The following is a 15,595-nucleotide window of genomic DNA, read 5'->3' on the forward strand; positions in this document are numbered from 1 at the left end:
TCGGTTCCAAGCGAGTGATTGGAGCGCGGAGAGCTGCCAACCAATAAAATTGCAGCTGGTCCGCAGTGAGCGGAAGTAGATCGAACGTCTTAAATAGGGTCGTAAGCCGAATGGCAGCTTTCCGCACTTTGGCCACGGAAACCGGACAGTCAGTTTACGGCCCAGTTCCAGCCATGCATATAGATACCGCACTGCTACGCTGATCGGTAAATATTCTAGGGGTCTCTGCGGTTTTCTAAAGCGTTCGCGAACAGGTGAAATTCACCTTTCCTGACTATTCAACTACGCAATCGATGACCTTATCGCACCGCGCCCGATTAGATGGCTAGGCTCGCTAGCGCGTCTTCGGCATCGTCTCGCACAAGATGACCATAGTGCTTCTCGATCATAGCGACGCTGGTGCCAGAAAGCTGAGCAACTGTCAGGATCGGCAAGCGTACGCGTATAAGGTCCGTTATAACACTATGACGCAGAGTGTACGCAGAAACAGTTTCGGGTAAGTCCGCTGCCCTCGCAGCATCCTTGATCGGGTGTTTCCATGAATCTTTGTTCCAAGCGCCGCCCGAGTGTCGAACAAAAATCGGTACGGTTGGCAATTTTCCGGTCACCTGAACATCAAAGAGTTCGACCACGACCCTCGGCAAAGAAATTTGCCTCGGCCCGCCGTTTTTGTCCCTGCCGATTGTAAGTGTTCGTGTGCGTATATCAAAATCTTGAACATTCAATCCTGCCAAGGAACCAGGACGCAGCGGTAGCAGGCACAATGCCTTCAGAAACGGTCGCGCTTCTTCGCAAGCGTTATCGATCAATTTCCTCCGCTCATCCTTGTCCAAATACAGATTTCGGCGTTTGTCCGCACCCTTAAAAGGCTTGAGCGCCTCCTGCCATGCGGCATCGGTATTGGGAGGACCGGGCGTGAGAACACGGCCGAGCGCCGCGCGCATCGGGACCATATCACGGTTCACTGTCGACTTAGCACGCTCTTTCCAGCGTTTTGCGCCTTCTTTGCTCCGAGTCACCATGGCGGGCGCTTGTTCCAATCGCTTGCGCCAGCTTCGCAAATGGTGCCTGCGAAGCTTGTCTAGCTTCACCTTTGCAACGGGATCGTCGTAGACGTGCCTCCGAAACACCCCTGCAGCGATCGAATTGGGCTTTTCTTCCAAATAAGCGACGCAGGCATCTTTAACCGTCACCATGTCGCGGGCGAGTTCACCTCCAGACTCCATAGTTAGAGCCCAGGCCTCCGCATCGGCCTTGGCATGGTTGAAGACGTCATGACCGGTAACGCTGCCGTAATCGCCGAGGCGTTTGCGAATGTTGCGATTGGCGTCAGTGTCGTAGAACCTAGCGAACCATATGCCGCCGCCTTTCTTCAATGGTCTGTAACCAAGGTAGATGCCTTGGCGTAGGCGATGCCAGTGCGGCTCATCACCCGTTTTAGGCTTCAGTTTCTTACGAGTCCCGATACGACTTAAATCTAGCATCTGTCATCGCTACCTGAGAATCCATGAAAAAAACATGAAAAACGCCAATGGACCCCTACGAACATCGATGGCCATCGGGCGTTGTTTTCAAAGGCTTTTTGGCTTTTGAAAAATGGCGGATTCTCGTGCCCCCCGCCCTTCACACGGGTGGGGTCGCAAGTTCAATCCTTGCCGCGCCCACCATCTCCCTCGATGTTCGAAGCGGCCCCAGCACACTGCCTCAGCTGTGTGCCCCCAGGGCCTTCCGCAGCGGTTCGAGCCAGGGCTCATAGGGTTTCCATGCGTCCTGGCCGCTGCGGTTGATCGGCTGGCGTACCTGCTCGCTGCTTGCCGTGCGCACGGCGCGACGGGTCTGGTGGAAATCGAGACAGGCCTGCTCGAACGGTAGTTCGAGATAATCGAGCATGCGGCGCGTCTGACCTTCCAGGTCATCGAGCACGTCCTCGTGCTGCACTCGCAGGACCTTGCCGGGCAGCACGCTATCCCAGTGGGCCATGAGATCGACGTAATCGGCATAGTAGCGGCCGACCTCGGTCAATCCGTAGGTAAACTCCTGCCCCTCCGCGAACAGCTGTTTGAAGCCGGAAAAGCAGCAGTCCATCGGCGCGCGGCGCGCATCGATGATTCTGGCATTGGGCAGGATGAGCTGAATCAGCCCGATATGCCGGAAATTGTTGGGCATCTTGTCGATGAAGAACGGCGCACCGCTGCGATGGACCCGCGTGTCTTCGATAAATTTGGCTCCGAAGGCTGCAAGTTGCTCGCCGCTCAGATCGTGCAGGATTTCAGGATAACGCGATTGTCCTGCCTTGCGCCCGCGCAAGCGGTGCGCCAGCGCCAGTATATTGGGCAGTTCCAGCGTTCCATCGATCTGGCTGTGGCTGGCGAGGATCTGTTCTAGCAGCGTCGAACCCGCGCGCGGCAGGCCCAGGATAAAAATCGGATCGGGTGCGTCGTGCCCTGCCCCTGTCTTATTGGCGAACAGTTCCGCGGTGCAGGTTTCGCGCTGACGCGCGAGTTCGGCGCTCATCGTCTCCGCGCTGTAGCGGGTCTGCGCACGTTTGAGATCGTTTCCGCGCTCGTATTGCGCGAAACTCTCGGCATAGGCGCCCTCGTCTTCCAGCGCCTTGCCGAGCGCGAACGACAGATGGACCCGGTCCATGAAAGCAAGATCGGGGCGTTCGGCCTGCTCCTGCATGCGTGCGATCTCGACATCATCGAAGCGATAGGTCTTGAGATTGGCCAGCGCGTACCAGGCTTCGCCATGGTCGGGCTTTGCCGCAATGGCCGCGCGATAGCTGACCACGGCATCGTCCTGTGCGCCCGTGGTCTTGAGCGCATGCCCCTTGCTGGTCAGCGTCGCCGGATCGTTGGGCAGCTTGGCGAGGATGGCGTCGAACAGCGCGAAGGCCCGGTCGTAGTCACCCGTCTGCATGCTTTCGATCGCGAGATGCGACTGGAACAGCGGGTTTTCGGGGTCGCGTGCGTGAAGCGCCTCGGCCTGTTCGCGCGCCTGCGTGAATTTCTGTCGGCGGCGCAGCGCATCGATATAATCGAGCCGCACCTGGATGTTGTCGGGTTCGAAACTGGTCGCGCTTTCGAGCAGGAATTCCGCGTCGTCGAGAATGCCGAGCTTGATCCCGATTTGTGCGAGCAGCCGCATCCCTTCGACATTGCGTGGATGGGTGCGAAGGAAATGGCGGCAGATTTCTTCCGCACGCAGCAGCCGCCCCTCGTGCAGGTGATGCGTCACCGCCACCAGCTCGCGCGGCAATGCTGCAATCCGGTCGGCCTGCGCACGCGCCGCCTGTGCCTCGGCCGCGCGGCCCATCGCCTGCTCGAGATCGGCTAGTGCCCGCCAGCTGGCCTCGAGCGCGGGATTGAACCGCGTCGCACGCTGGAAGGCGGAACGGGCCGCGGTATCGTCACGCTCGGCGCGCGCCAGATGACCCGCTTCCTGCCACGCGCGCCCGTATTCGGGCATCGCGGCATGCAGCGCAGCGAGAAGACGTCGGGCGTCATCATGACGGCCGAGATAGCGCGCAGCGACCGCGGCCATATACAGAGCCTCGCCATCGGCGGCATCTCGTTCGAGTAGCGGCTCCACGAGGCTGAGGCCGTACTCGAACTCACCCGCTTGCAGTGCTTTTTGCGCCTGCGCCAGACTGTCTTCGCGTGTCGTCATCGAGGATGACCCTTACATAGCGAAACGGCGGAGGCGAACCCGTGTTCGCCCCCGCCGCTGCATTTGGTACGATCGAAGGATCAGTAGTCGTAGCCGACCCGAATCCCGACGGTCAGCGGACGATTGGTGGTGATCCGTGCGCGATCGTTGACGAAGTTGCCCGAGATCTGCGCGCGTTCGTCGAACAGATTGTCGCCGTACAGTTCGACCCGCCAGTTGTCCGAAGTCACACCCGCCGCGAAGTCGACCACGGTGTAGCTGTCGAGTTCGAGCTTGTTGATTTCGATCACATCGGTGAACTTCGATGCCGAGTGGGTCACCTGCGGCTGGATGTAGGCACCCAGCGTATCCGACAGGTCCCATTCGTAGCGGACGCGGATGTTGCCCTGGAACGACGGCGCAAAGGCCAGGTCCGAACCAGCCACGACGTCGTCGGTCGGGATCAGCACTTCGGTGATCTCGGTGTCGAGGATCGAGAAGGCACCCGCGACGGTCAGGCCCGGCGCCGAATAGGGCGCCACGGTGAAGTCAGCCTCGATCCCGCGGATCTCCGCATTCGCGGCATTCGCCGAGAAGAAGAGATTGGTGATCGACGGATCGAAGATCGTCGTCTGCAAATTGCTGATGTCGACGTAGAAGGCGCTGCCGTTGAAGCGCACCTGGCCATCGGCAAGGTCCATCTTCCAGCCCAGTTCGTAATTCTTGACCTCGTCGGTCTCGAGTTCGAACGGGACAGTGAAGCCCGTACCGTTGGTGGCACCGCCCGGACGGTTGAGCAGGCCGGGACGGAAACCTTCCGAATAGGTCGCGTAGAACAGCAGGTCCTGCGTCGGGGTCACGGTGATCGTGCCCTTGTAGATCATGCCGTCGGTCTTCGCCGCATCGGGCGCGCGCACGGCGTTGAACACCTGCTGGGCCTGCGAAGCGCTGAGGCCGGCGGCCTGGATATCGGCAAGGCTGTCGTTCAGGTCGAACGTCTGGCGCAGCGAAGCATCGCACGAACCGATGAAGGTGTATTCGCCGTCGCCATCGTACAGATCGTTGAGATCGGTACCGAAGGCATTGGCATCGGTGGCCGCGCCGCTGTTGCAGAAGCTGCCGTTCGCACTGCCTTCGAAGTCGACCTCGATGTCGTAATAGCGCGCGCCCAGCGTAACCGTCAGCAGGTCGGGCACGATGTCGAAGCTGGCTTCGCCGAAGATGCCGAATTGCTCGTCCGTACGACGGATATCGTTGCGGAAGATGGTGTCAGCGGGGAACGGGCCCGGCGCGCTGGTATAGCCATCCTGCGGGAAGTTCGGCGCGAACGGGCCGAAGGGCTGCGCAAGGACATTGCCCGGATAGGCGAAGTCGTTGCGTTCCTTCAGTTCGAGGTCCGAATAGAAGCCGCCCGCCGTAACCCGCCAGCGATTTTCGGAAGGTGTGCTGAAGCGCAGTTCCTGGGTGAACACGGTCGTCTTGCTGGCCGAGGTCACATAGAGGTTGGGTGCCTGGCAGGTCCCGCTCGGATCGGCCGCGCCGGGATAGCTGACGCTGCCGTCGCAAATGTAATACGGCAGGTACTGACCGACGAACAGATAATCCGAATAATCGACGCGCTGCTCGGTTTCGCGGTCGGTGTAGGCACCGGTATAGACCACGTCGAGCATGGCGAGACGGCCTTCGACCGTCCAGCTGGTGTTCGAGAAGTCGTCTTCGAGGCGATCTTCCTCGTAACGCTGGATCTCGAGATCATCGAGGCCACCCAGTTCGGGATCGGCGAAGAACACGCCGTCGCTCTCGATGCTCTGGCGCGAGTGCGCGACGGTTACGGTCCAGTCAGGCGTGATTTCCCACAATGCAGTGGCGCGGAAACCGGCATATTGCGTGTCGTTGAAGTCGTCCTCGACCATGCCGGCATTGTCGGCATTGATGAAGTTGACGTTCGAAAGGTCAGCACCGGCCTGGAAGCCTGCGCGCAGAGGGCTGACGGGCACCCCGTTCGAACGCACCGTGCCGGCCGGACGGAAACGCGCGCTTTCGCTGGCGTTGCGCGTACCCGCGACATTGTCGACATAGCCGCCCTGATCGTCGAGATAGACCACGCCGCGCAGACCGAAGGTATCGGTCACGGGTACGTTGATCATCGCGTCGGCCTTGTAGCTCGTCTCGCCACCCTTGGTGAAGGACACACCGGCGTTCAGAGCCGCATCGAAGCCGCCGAGGTCGGGCTTGTTGGTGATCAGACGGACAACGCCGGCCTGCGAGCTGGCGCCGAACAGCGTGCCCTGCGGACCGGAGAGCACCTCGATGCGCGCCATGTCGGCGGCGTAAACGTCGAGGTTGCGGCCCGGCTGAGCCAGCGGCTGTTCGTCGAGATACATCGCGACGTTGGGCGCCAGGCCGGCGACGCCGGCGGTGGTGAGGTTCGGCGTGGTCGAGGCGAGACCGCGAATGTAGATCGTGCTCTGTCCCGGGCCGCTGCCGCCTGCGGTAACGGTCGGAAGCTGTTCGAGATAGTCGTCGAACGTGTCGATCGCGAGCTCTTCCAGCGCGTCTTCGCCGATGGCGGAGACAGAGACAGGAACGTCCTGCAGGTCTTCGCTGCGCTTCTGCGCGGTCACGATGATGACATCGACACCGCCCTGGCGTTCCTGCGCGGCGGGCGCCGCGTCCTGTGCCATGGCGGGGGTCGCGGTTGCGATAGCCAATGCGCCCAGCGACGCACCGCTTACGAGATAGTTCATTTTCGGGAAGCCCCTCGTTCTCGATTAATGCTCGTTCGCCCGACAACAGATCAGTTTCCTGCGGGCAAAAAGGAGGGCGCGAATTCACGATGGAATTTTCGCCTGAACAGGCCTTACCCATGGTATTGTCGCGATACCACAGGGCTAACCCCTATATCAGGGTTTGTCGCTCAGGCTGTTGCAACAAAACAACATTGAAATGCTCGCGAGCCACGACTTCTAGCGAATGCTGAGAATGAATCTAATATTCATTTCGAATAACTTCGATATTCAAGATGCCCAGCCGTTATTCTTACGCTGGACTGAATGATGGCCAAATGGCTGGCCGAAAGCACTTCGGCGCTTGGAAGGTGGGCAAATAAGACATGCTGCGGTTTACTTGCCCGCCGCATACTCCGCGCAAGCCTGTGCAGTAGTCGGCACGCCGTGGTGCTTTCGGCGCAGGTCGTAGACCACCGCCTTGAGGATCGCCACGCCCATCACCGCCACGACGAAGCTGAATGGCAGTGCGCCGATGATCATCGTGATACGGATCGCGTCGATCCCGCCCAGGATCAGCATGCTCCCCACGACGAAGGCCAAGGCCACGCCCCAGAATAGGATGTGGTGGCGATGCTCGCCTTCGCTGTCGCCCGCGCCATTGATCGTATTGACGATCAGGATCGCGCTATCGGCCGAAGTAATGAGATAGGTCATCAGCAGGATGACCACGAGACCCGACACGACCGCGGCGACTGCGGGATCGAGTAGAACCGCAAGCGTGGCGAACAGCTGGTCCGAGATGCCCGCCCCGACGATGCTGCCCTGCGCGGCCCCGCTCAGTTCCAGATCGATCGCGGTTCCACCGACCATGGTCATCCAAACGAAGCACATTAGCGACGGCACCAGAATGACGCCGAAAACATATTCGCGGATTGTTCGTCCACGCGAAATGCGCGCGATGAACATGCCGACGAAAGGCGCGAAAGCGATCCACCACGCCCAGTAGAAGACCGACCAGTCGAGCTGCCACTGGACGAGCGCTTCGCCGAAGGGCCCGCCCTTGTCGAACAGCGTCAGTGAATTGGGGATCAGCGTGCGCAGATAATCCCACAGCCCGACACCCAGCAGGCGCAGACCACCCAGCCCCGAGCCGACCACTGCGAACAGCGCCAGGAGAGCGAAGGACAGGCCCATATTGAGGTTCGACAGCCATTTGATGCCGCGCCCGACGCCGGACAGCGCGCTGAGCGTCGATGCCCCCACCAACACGACCAGCGCGAGGACAACTGCCATGGCGGACGACGAACCATCGGGGTCGAGCAACCAGTCGCCCAGACCCAGCCGCGCGAGACCGGCCACGAACTGCTCGACGCCGAACCCCATGGTGACCGCCACGCCGAGGATGGTCGCGACCACCGCGACGATATCGACGATATGCCCCCAGCGCCCCGACAGGTGCAGGCCGAACAGCGGTGCGAGCCCCGAACGGATCGTGAGCGGCAGATTGCGGCGATACGCGACGTAGCCGATCGCAAGGCCAACCAGCGCATAGGTGCCCCAGGCGGCGAAGCCCCAGTGCAGGAAAGTGTAGATATAGGCCGGGCGCACGGCCTCGGCGCTTTGCGCATCCACCAGCCCGCGGATGATATCAGGATTGTTCGAGAAATGCGCCAGCGGCTCGCCGGTCGAATAGGTCAGCATGCCAATGCCGATTCCCGCACCGAACAGCATGGCGAACCACGAGAAGCGACCGAACTCGGGCTGCTCGCCGGGATTGCCGATCCGCAGGCTGCCCGCTTGCGGGACCAGCGCGAGGATGAAGCAGGTGAACATCAGGAAAGCGACGAGATAGACATACCACCCCGAAAAGGTCGAAATGATCGTCGAGTTTGCGGCCGTCAGCGTTTCGCTGGCGCTGACCGGGAAGAAGATCGCCCACATGATCAGCAAGGAAACGATGATCTTGGAAGGGATCGTCACTTCGCGGCTGAAACCATCGTAGAAGCCACGCGATGCGGTCTTGATGGGGAGTTCGATAAGCGGAGGTTCGATAGAATGATCGGTTAGCGGAGGCTCGATTGGCGGATCGGTCTCGGCTCTCATGCTGTCTCCTGCACCGCTACATCAAGCGGCGTACTATTGATGAATGTTGGGAAAACGCGTGACCGGACCATAGGTTGCGCCCACGACAAAGCAACCCGGAGCTTCCCGCATGCCAAAAGGGCCGCCCCGAAAGAGGCGGCCCTTGCTGGTTCTGGATTTCGAGGAGGGCTCAGGCGGCCTGCGCCTTGCTTTCGGGTGCCGTGGACGTTTTTGGCGGCTGCGCGGCTTCGCCCTTGCCATCCTGCTTGTCGATCATGCGCTTGGCGATGTAACCGCCGACACCCAGCGCGATCATAGCGGGGAGGCTCATGCGCCGCAGCACGGTGGTTGCCACCACGCCCAATGCCGCGCCGCTGGCGCCGCCGATGCCGCCTGTCTGCTTGGCGAGCCGATCGCCGACGAATGCTCCGATAACCTTGCCGATCATGTCGATATCTCCTTTGCGATACCAACGTGCCCCCGCCAACGCGGTTCCGAGCCCGAAACCGGCTAGCTGGCGATTCCGCTCGCCAGCAAGGCATTGGCTCGCTTCGCGATTTCATCGCTTTCGGGATCGCCTTCGCGCGCCCAGATGACGTAGCGCAGGCCGAGGAAAACATTCATGCCCATGAGCGCCCAGGCTTCTGGCGCACCCAGTCCTCGTATGAACTCGCCGCTTTCGCCCCCGCGATGCAAACGCTCCTCGATCCGCGCGCCAATCGTTTCGTAATGCGTGCGATAGCTTTCGGGGTCGACGAATTCGGCCTCGTCGATGATGCGGTAGATTTCCTTGTGCTCCGCCGCGAAGGTGAGGAAGGCGCGCAAGGCAACACGCTCCACTTCGAGCGCCCCCATGCCGGGGTCGAGCGCTTCGCGGGCTGCGCGGCCGACGCCGGCGCTCATGTCGGACACCAGCGCCCGGAAAATGGCGTCCTTACTGTCGTAATAGGTATAGAACGTGCCCAGCGCGACGCCGGCACGACGGGTAATCCCGCTGATCGAGGCCTCGTGAAACCCCTTGTCGGCGAATTCGGTCGCTGCAGCATCCAGCAATTTGCGCAAGGTGCGCCGCCCGCGCTCGGTACGGGGCGTCTTGTCGTTCGAAATCTGCGCCTGTGACATCAAAAATCGCCCCTCCCGATACGCAGCCAGCCTACCAAAGGACAGCCGCCGCGCAACAATAAACTTGAAAGGTGGTTCAGGTTTCAGTATTCAGCAGGACAAACAACATATCGGGAGGGAGAATCCGAAATGCGTTCATCCAGAATCATGGCCACCGGCCTGTTGAGCGGCGTCGCCACTGCCGTGTTTGCTGCAGCACCCGCACAGGCGCAGACCGTTGCGGAAGAGACCGCCGAAGCGGCACCCGCGGCGGACGACGATGTGATCATCGTTACCGCACGCCGGCGCGAGGAACGGCTGGTCGATGTGCCCGTCGCGGTTTCTGCGATCAGCGGCGAGGAACTGGCGCAGCGGGGCGCACTCGACATCACCGATGTCGGGCAGACCGTGCCCAACGTCACGCTCGAGGCCAGCCGCGCCACCAATTCGACGCTCTCCGCCTTCATCCGCGGTATCGGTCAGCAGGATCCGGTGTCGGGCTTCGAACAGGGCGTCGGCATCTATCTGGATGATGTCTATCTCAACCGCCCGCAGGCCGCGGTGCTCGACATCTACGACGTCGAGCGGATCGAGGTGCTGCGCGGCCCGCAGGGCACGCTCTACGGCCGCAACACGATCGGCGGCGCGGTAAAATACGTCACCCGGCGACTGCCGCAGGACGCCTCGGTCAAGGTACGCGCGACTTACGGCACCTACGATCAGGCCGAAGGCGTGATCACCGCTTCCGCCCCGATCAGCGATCTCGTTCGCGTCGGTGGCTCGCTCGCGCGGCTGTCGCGCGGGGGCTTCGGCGACAATCTCACCACCGGGCTCGAAAACTACAACAAGGACATTTGGGCGGGCCGGCTGAGCCTCGAAATGGGCGGCTATGGCGAGCCTGCCTTCATTCGCGTCCAGGGCGACTATACCAAGGACAAGAGCAATCCGCGCGGCGGCCATCGTTTGATCCCCGGCCTCGTCAGCGGCGCGCCGGTGCTCGACAACGTGTTCGATACGCGCGGCGCACTCAACGATCCCGAACAGGAGGTCGAATCCTATGGCCTCTCGCTACATGCCGAAGCCGAACTGAGCGATGCCCTAACGCTGCGCTCGATTTCGGCATGGCGTAAGGACGACAGCTATTCGCCGATCGATTTCGACGCGCTGCCCGCCGTCGATCTCGATGTGCCGGGCGCCTATTTCAACGAACAGGTGAGCCAGGAATTCCAGCTGCTGTGGGACGATGGCGGTGCATTCAGCGGCCTGCTCGGCTTCTATTATCTCGACGCCAAGGCCGACACGCTGTTCGATGTGCGGATCTTCACCACCTTCGCCGGGCTGACCGCCTATACGCAGGCCAATGTCGACACCGAAACCTTCGCGATCTTCGGCGACTTCACCTACGACCTGACCGACCAGCTCAGCCTGTCGGTCGGCGGACGCTATACCTGGGACGAACGCAGCGCGGAGATCCTGCGGCAGAACTATCTCGGCGGCGGATCGCCCGTTTTCGGCGGCGCGGGCGTCCCGTTCGGCGGGGCGAGCACCGATTTCAATGGCAGCCGCGAGTTCAAGAAATTCACCCCGCGCGCCTCGCTCAGCTTCATGCCCACACCGGATCACAACATCTACGCGAGCTATTCGAAGGGCTTCAAGGGCGGCGGCTTCGATCCGCGCGGCGTCGGCGTGAACGCCCCGGCCGCGATCGCCGGCAGTCCGACCGACGAGGAAGTGACCGACTTCCTCAGCTTCGCGCCCGAAGAGGTCGACAGCTACGAGATCGGCTACAAGGGCAATCTCGGTATCCTGAACATCGCCGCGGCAGCATTCTATGCCGATTACACCGATGTCCAGATCCCCGGTTCCGTGGCCTGCGAAGTGGGCGGCCTGCCGACCTTCTGCGGGATCGTCTCCAACGCGGGCAAGGCGACCTTCAAAGGGCTCGAACTCGAAGCCAATGCGCGTTTCGCGGGCGGGTTCGGCCTTGCCGGATCGCTCGGTTATATCGATGCGCAATATGACGAATACATCACCAATATCGCCAATGTCCCGACCGACGTCGCCGATTTCCGCGTGGTGCAGAACACGCCCGAACTGACGGGCAGCCTGACAGCCAGCTATGACACGGCAATCGGTGCGGGCGATCTCTATCTTGGCGCGACCGTGTCCTATCGCAGCAAGACCAGCCAGTTCGAAATCCCCAACCCCTATCTCGATCAGGGCGGCTACGCGCTGCTCCATGCCAGCGCGGTTTACACGGCACCGGGCGGGCGCTGGAAGATCGGGATTTACGGCAAGAACCTGCTCGACAAGGAATACAAGACCAGCGGCTACACCTTTGTCGCGACCGACCCGGTCACCGGCGAGATCGTCAACGGCGCCAATGGTTTCCCTGTTCCGACGCTTGGGCCCGAAGGCACGCTTACCGCATTCTACGGCAATCCGCGGCAGGTCTTCGCCACGGTCAGTTTCACCTACTGATCCAATCCCGATCGAGGAGGGGCCGGAGGCATGCTTCCGGCCCCTTTCGCATTCTCATTCGGCAACGCGGCGGCGCAGCGGAGCGGGGGGTCCTTCGACCGGGATGCCGTAGGTGGCCGTATAATTGGCGAAGCGCTCATCCACTTCGTCCGCACGCAAGCCGAACTCGGCCAGGCTGTAGCGGTGCGGGCGGCGCTTGAGCCGCGCCGATCTGTCGAGGAAGCGCTGCATCCCATCCACCGCGGGTGCCATGTCGAGTTCGAGGAAACGATAGACGCGCTCCATCGTGCCGCGCCAGTCGGTTTCCATATCGTCATACTGGACATCGATCATCCGGTCGCGCGGGATCGAATCGCGCGCGGCGCGCATGCGTTCGATCATGGTCGCGGTCTTGCCCAGCCATTGTCGACCGGTCTGCGCCGGATCGTTATGGTCGGAATAGATGATCGTCTGGTTCCAGGCGAGCGACGCGGCACTGCCGACCACCTGCTTGGGATCGCGATGCGTGAAGATCAGCCGTGCGTCGGGGAAGACCTCGAGCAGCGCGGGCAGGTCGAGCATGTGCTGCGGCGTCTTGAGGATCCACGGCCGTAGCGAACTTTCCTGCTGCGACCAGCCGATCAGCCGCAGCAGATTGGCCATATGGCGATAGGCCTCCACCGGATTTTCGCCTTCGCACCATTGTGCATAGGAAGGCACGTGCCATTGCGCGTCGTGCTTCATGCTCCACATGCTGGCGACCAGCAGACCCAGCTCTTCCTCGGGCTCGTAAGGGCCCGTCGGGTGGATCGACAACGTGCGGGGATTGGCGAGCCGCGCCACCTTCATGATCCGCGCGGCAAGCTTGGGTCGGAAATCCTCCTTCTCGCCGGCAAGGACATCTTCGAACTCCGGTCGCGGCACCGGGCTTATCGTTTCGAAGCTGCGCAGATGGGCGAAACGCTGGTCGCTGGCCAGCAGGCGGTGCAACCGGGTGGTGCCCGAACGCATCGGCCCCACGATTACCACCGGGTTCTTGAGCGGCCGCGCGAGGATTTCGGGATGCCGCTTGAACCACATCTGCGCGTACAGCCGGTCGCGCAGCACGTGGTGGAACTGCTTCATGGCGGAAAAGTCGCCCGCTGCGTTGAGCCGCGCCTCGTGCTTGACGCTGTCGAGCAGTGCATCGAAGGGGCGTTCGAACCAGCGGTCGCCGAAATCGTCGAGCCCGGTGGCGGCGACCGCCTGATCCATCAGGAAATGCTTGTCGAGCTGCGCGGAGCCGACCACCCCGAGCTTGCGTCCGCCACGGATCACCCGGTCCGCGACATCGATGAAACGGGTACGCCGCGGCGGCTGGATCGGCTGGTCGTTCAAGCTGGCTGGCCTTTCAAGCTCTTGGATTTGCCCCTGAACGGTCGAGGCCTAGAGAGGTGCCCGCGAAAGGACAAGGCACCCACCCGAAGTGTCTGGCCAAGCGCGGAGCGAAAAGGCATAGGCGCGGACCATGCACGACATCGCCTTTATCCGCGCCAACCCCGCCGCATTCGACGCGGCACTTGCCCGCCGCGGGCTGGAACCGCAGGCCGACCGCATCGTCGCACTCGACGCCAAGAAGCGCGAGGCCGCAACCCGGGTCCAGCAGGCGCAGAGCCGCCGCAACGAAGCGTCCAAGGCCATCGGCCAGGCGATGGGCCAGGGCGACAAGGAGAGGGCCGAGGCACTCAAGGCCGAGGTCGCCGAAATCAAGGCTTCGATGCCCGAATGGGAAGAAGCGGAAACCGCCGCCGGGGCAGAACTGAAGGACCTGCTCGCCATCCTTCCCAACCTGCCCGCAGAAGATGTCCCCGAGGGCGCGGACGAGGCGGACAATGTCGAATTGCACAGTTGGGGCACGAAGCGCGACTTCGCTTTCGCGCCCAAGGAACATGCCGATATCGGCCCCGCGCTGGGAATGGATTTCGAAACCGGCACCAAGCTGTCGGGCGCGCGCTTCACATTCTTGCGCGGCGATATCGCGAGGATGCATCGAGCGCTGGCGCAGTTCATGCTCGACAAGCAGACCCGCGAAAACGGCTATACTGAATGCAATCCGCCCGTACTGGTTGGCGATGATGCGATGTACGGCACCGACAAGCTGCCGAAGTTCGCCGAGGACAGCTTTCGCACCACCGACGACCGCTGGCTGGTTCCGACCTCCGAAGTCCCACTGACCAATTCGGTCGCAGGCGAGATCCTCCCCGACCTTGCGCAGCCGATCCGGCTGACAGCGCATACGCTGTGCTTCCGCTCCGAAGCGGGGTCGGCGGGCCGCGACACGCGCGGCTTTATCCGCCAGCACCAGTTCGAGAAGGTCGAGATGGTCAGCATCTGCCGTCCCGAGGACAGCGAGGCGGAGCATGAACGTATGACCAAATGCGCCGAAGCCATCCTCGAGGCACTGAAGCTGCCCTACCGCCGGATGCTGCTGTGCACGGGTGACATGGGCTTCGGCGCGCGCAAGACCTACGATCTCGAAGTCTGGCTGCCCGGCCAGGGTGCCTATCGCGAGATTTCCTCCTGCTCGAACACGGGCGATTTCCAGGCCCGCCGGATGAATGCGCGTTATCGCCCCGAGGGCGAGAAGAAGACCGCTTTCGTCCATACGCTCAACGGCTCGGGCCTCGCGGTCGGCCGCACGCTGGTCGCGGTGATGGAAAACTACCAGCAGGAAGACGGCAGCGTCGCCGTCCCCGAAGCACTCGCCTCCTATATGGGCGGCGTCACCAAACTGGAGCCTGCGGCCTGATGCGTATCCTGCTTACCAATGACGACGGCATCCATGCGCCCGGCCTCAAGGTGCTCGAGGCGATCGCACGCCAGTTCTCCGACGACATCTGGATCTGCGCACCGGACGAAGAACAGTCGGGTATGGGGCACGCGCTAACTCTTACGCGCCCCGTGCGTTTGCGCAAGCATGACGAGCGCCGTTTCTCGGTAACGGGCACTCCTACCGACGCGGTGACGATGGGCCTGCGCAAGGTGGTCGACGCCCAGCCCGACGTGATCCTGTCGGGTGTCAATCGCGGGGCGAACCTCGCCGATGACATCACTTATTCGGGCACTGTCTCTGCCGCCATCGAGGGCGCGCTGGCGGGGATTCGCTCGATCGCGCTGAGCCAGGTCTACACCACCGAGACGCGCAACAGCGACAGCGCTTTCGCCACTGCGACCGAATGGGGCGCGCGAGTGCTCGCACCATTGCTCGACACGCCTTTGCCCAAGCGCACGCTGGTCAATGTGAACTTTCCCCCAATCACTCCCGACGCGGTCAAGGGCATTCGCGCGGTGAGGCAAGGCTTTCACGACTATTCGCGCGGCACGGTGGTCGAAGGCCGCGACCCCCGCGGGTTCCAATATTACTGGTTCGGGCTGGAGGCGATCGAACACACACTCGACCATGGCACCGACCTCGAAGCGATCGACGAGGGCTATATCTCGGTAACCCCGCTGCAGTTGGACCTGACGCATCACGCTTCGCTGGGTGCGCTGGCCGACCGCTACGCCGATTGATCACCTGCCAAACTATTGACGCT

Annotated in this window: 10 protein-coding genes; 3 read left to right on the forward strand and 7 right to left on the reverse strand. The window is 62.0% G+C overall.

The genetic code is table 11. The features are described 5' to 3' along the window. Positions 1–317: 317 nt before the first annotated feature. The 6 genes from FHS69_RS06775 to FHS69_RS06800 all read right to left on the reverse strand — a co-directional run bounded on the left by FHS69_RS06775 (position 318) and on the right by FHS69_RS06800 (position 9,581). Positions 318–1,484 carry a tyrosine-type recombinase/integrase gene (locus FHS69_RS06775; protein ID WP_166777096.1) on the reverse strand — a complete coding sequence of 389 codons (1,167 nt, stop codon included), beginning with the start codon at positions 1,482–1,484 and terminating at the stop codon, positions 318–320. A gap of 220 nt (positions 1,485–1,704) precedes the next feature. Next, positions 1,705–3,669 (reverse strand): tetratricopeptide repeat-containing sulfotransferase family protein, encoded by a 1,965-nt coding sequence (locus tag FHS69_RS06780; RefSeq protein ID WP_166777097.1) that lies wholly within the window; start codon positions 3,667–3,669, stop codon positions 1,705–1,707. Between the two features lie 80 nt (positions 3,670–3,749). Further along, entirely contained in the window at positions 3,750–6,395 is a 2,646-nt protein-coding gene (locus FHS69_RS06785) for a TonB-dependent receptor (RefSeq protein ID WP_166777098.1), read from the reverse strand. Positions 6,396–6,770: 375 nt separating this feature from the next. Next, on the reverse strand, positions 6,771–8,480 hold the full coding sequence (locus tag FHS69_RS06790) for a BCCT family transporter (protein WP_166777099.1): 1,710 nt from the start codon (positions 8,478–8,480) through the stop codon (positions 6,771–6,773). A gap of 169 nt (positions 8,481–8,649) precedes the next feature. Beyond that, on the reverse strand, positions 8,650–8,907 hold the full coding sequence (locus tag FHS69_RS06795; RefSeq protein ID WP_166777100.1) for a hypothetical protein: 258 nt from the start codon (positions 8,905–8,907) through the stop codon (positions 8,650–8,652). A gap of 62 nt (positions 8,908–8,969) precedes the next feature. Then, on the reverse strand, positions 8,970–9,581 hold the full coding sequence (locus FHS69_RS06800; protein ID WP_166777101.1) for a TetR/AcrR family transcriptional regulator: 612 nt from the start codon (positions 9,579–9,581) through the stop codon (positions 8,970–8,972). 129 nt (positions 9,582–9,710) lie between these two features. Between FHS69_RS06800 and FHS69_RS06805 the strand changes: the two genes are divergently transcribed. After that, on the forward strand, positions 9,711–12,041 hold the full coding sequence (locus tag FHS69_RS06805; RefSeq protein ID WP_208380260.1) for a TonB-dependent receptor: 2,331 nt from the start codon (positions 9,711–9,713) through the stop codon (positions 12,039–12,041). 54 nt (positions 12,042–12,095) lie between these two features. Here the strand turns inward: FHS69_RS06805 and FHS69_RS06810 are convergent, their stop codons facing one another. Further along, positions 12,096–13,397 (reverse strand): sulfotransferase family protein, encoded by a 1,302-nt coding sequence (locus tag FHS69_RS06810; RefSeq protein ID WP_243844585.1) that lies wholly within the window; start codon positions 13,395–13,397, stop codon positions 12,096–12,098. Positions 13,398–13,527: 130 nt separating this feature from the next. Here FHS69_RS06810 and serS point away from each other — a divergent pair, with 130 nt between their 5' ends. Continuing rightward, on the forward strand, positions 13,528–14,808 hold the full coding sequence (serS, locus tag FHS69_RS06815) for a serine--tRNA ligase (protein WP_166777102.1): 1,281 nt from the start codon (positions 13,528–13,530) through the stop codon (positions 14,806–14,808). Then, positions 14,808–15,572, forward strand: coding sequence for a 5'/3'-nucleotidase SurE (gene surE, locus FHS69_RS06820; protein WP_067505285.1), 765 nt, complete (start codon positions 14,808–14,810; stop codon positions 15,570–15,572). The genes serS and surE overlap by 1 nt, the downstream gene beginning before the upstream one ends. The last annotated feature ends 23 nt before the right edge of the window (positions 15,573–15,595 follow it).

Origin of the sequence: Qipengyuania flava (assembly GCF_011762005.1) — a bacterium.
In the GTDB taxonomy this organism is placed as follows: Bacteria; Pseudomonadota; Alphaproteobacteria; order Sphingomonadales; family Sphingomonadaceae; genus Qipengyuania; species Qipengyuania flava.

What these genes read in the sequence shown, in the direction of transcription:
- FHS69_RS06775 (WP_166777096.1), bottom strand. Translation starts at nt 1,484, where the DNA reads ATGCTAGATTTAAGTCGTATCGGGACTCGTAAGAAACTGAAGCCTAAA.
- FHS69_RS06780 (WP_166777097.1), bottom strand. Translation starts at nt 3,669, where the DNA reads ATGACGACACGCGAAGACAGTCTGGCGCAGGCGCAAAAAGCACTGCAA.
- FHS69_RS06785 (WP_166777098.1), bottom strand. Translation starts at nt 6,395, where the DNA reads ATGAACTATCTCGTAAGCGGTGCGTCGCTGGGCGCATTGGCTATCGCA.
- FHS69_RS06790 (WP_166777099.1), bottom strand. Translation starts at nt 8,480, where the DNA reads ATGAGAGCCGAGACCGATCCGCCAATCGAGCCTCCGCTAACCGATCAT.
- FHS69_RS06795 (WP_166777100.1), bottom strand. Translation starts at nt 8,907, where the DNA reads ATGATCGGCAAGGTTATCGGAGCATTCGTCGGCGATCGGCTCGCCAAG.
- FHS69_RS06800 (WP_166777101.1), bottom strand. Translation starts at nt 9,581, where the DNA reads ATGTCACAGGCGCAGATTTCGAACGACAAGACGCCCCGTACCGAGCGC.
- FHS69_RS06805 (WP_208380260.1), top strand. Translation starts at nt 9,711, where the DNA reads ATGCGTTCATCCAGAATCATGGCCACCGGCCTGTTGAGCGGCGTCGCC.
- serS (WP_166777102.1), top strand. Translation starts at nt 13,528, where the DNA reads ATGCACGACATCGCCTTTATCCGCGCCAACCCCGCCGCATTCGACGCG.
- surE (WP_067505285.1), top strand. Translation starts at nt 14,808, where the DNA reads ATGCGTATCCTGCTTACCAATGACGACGGCATCCATGCGCCCGGCCTC.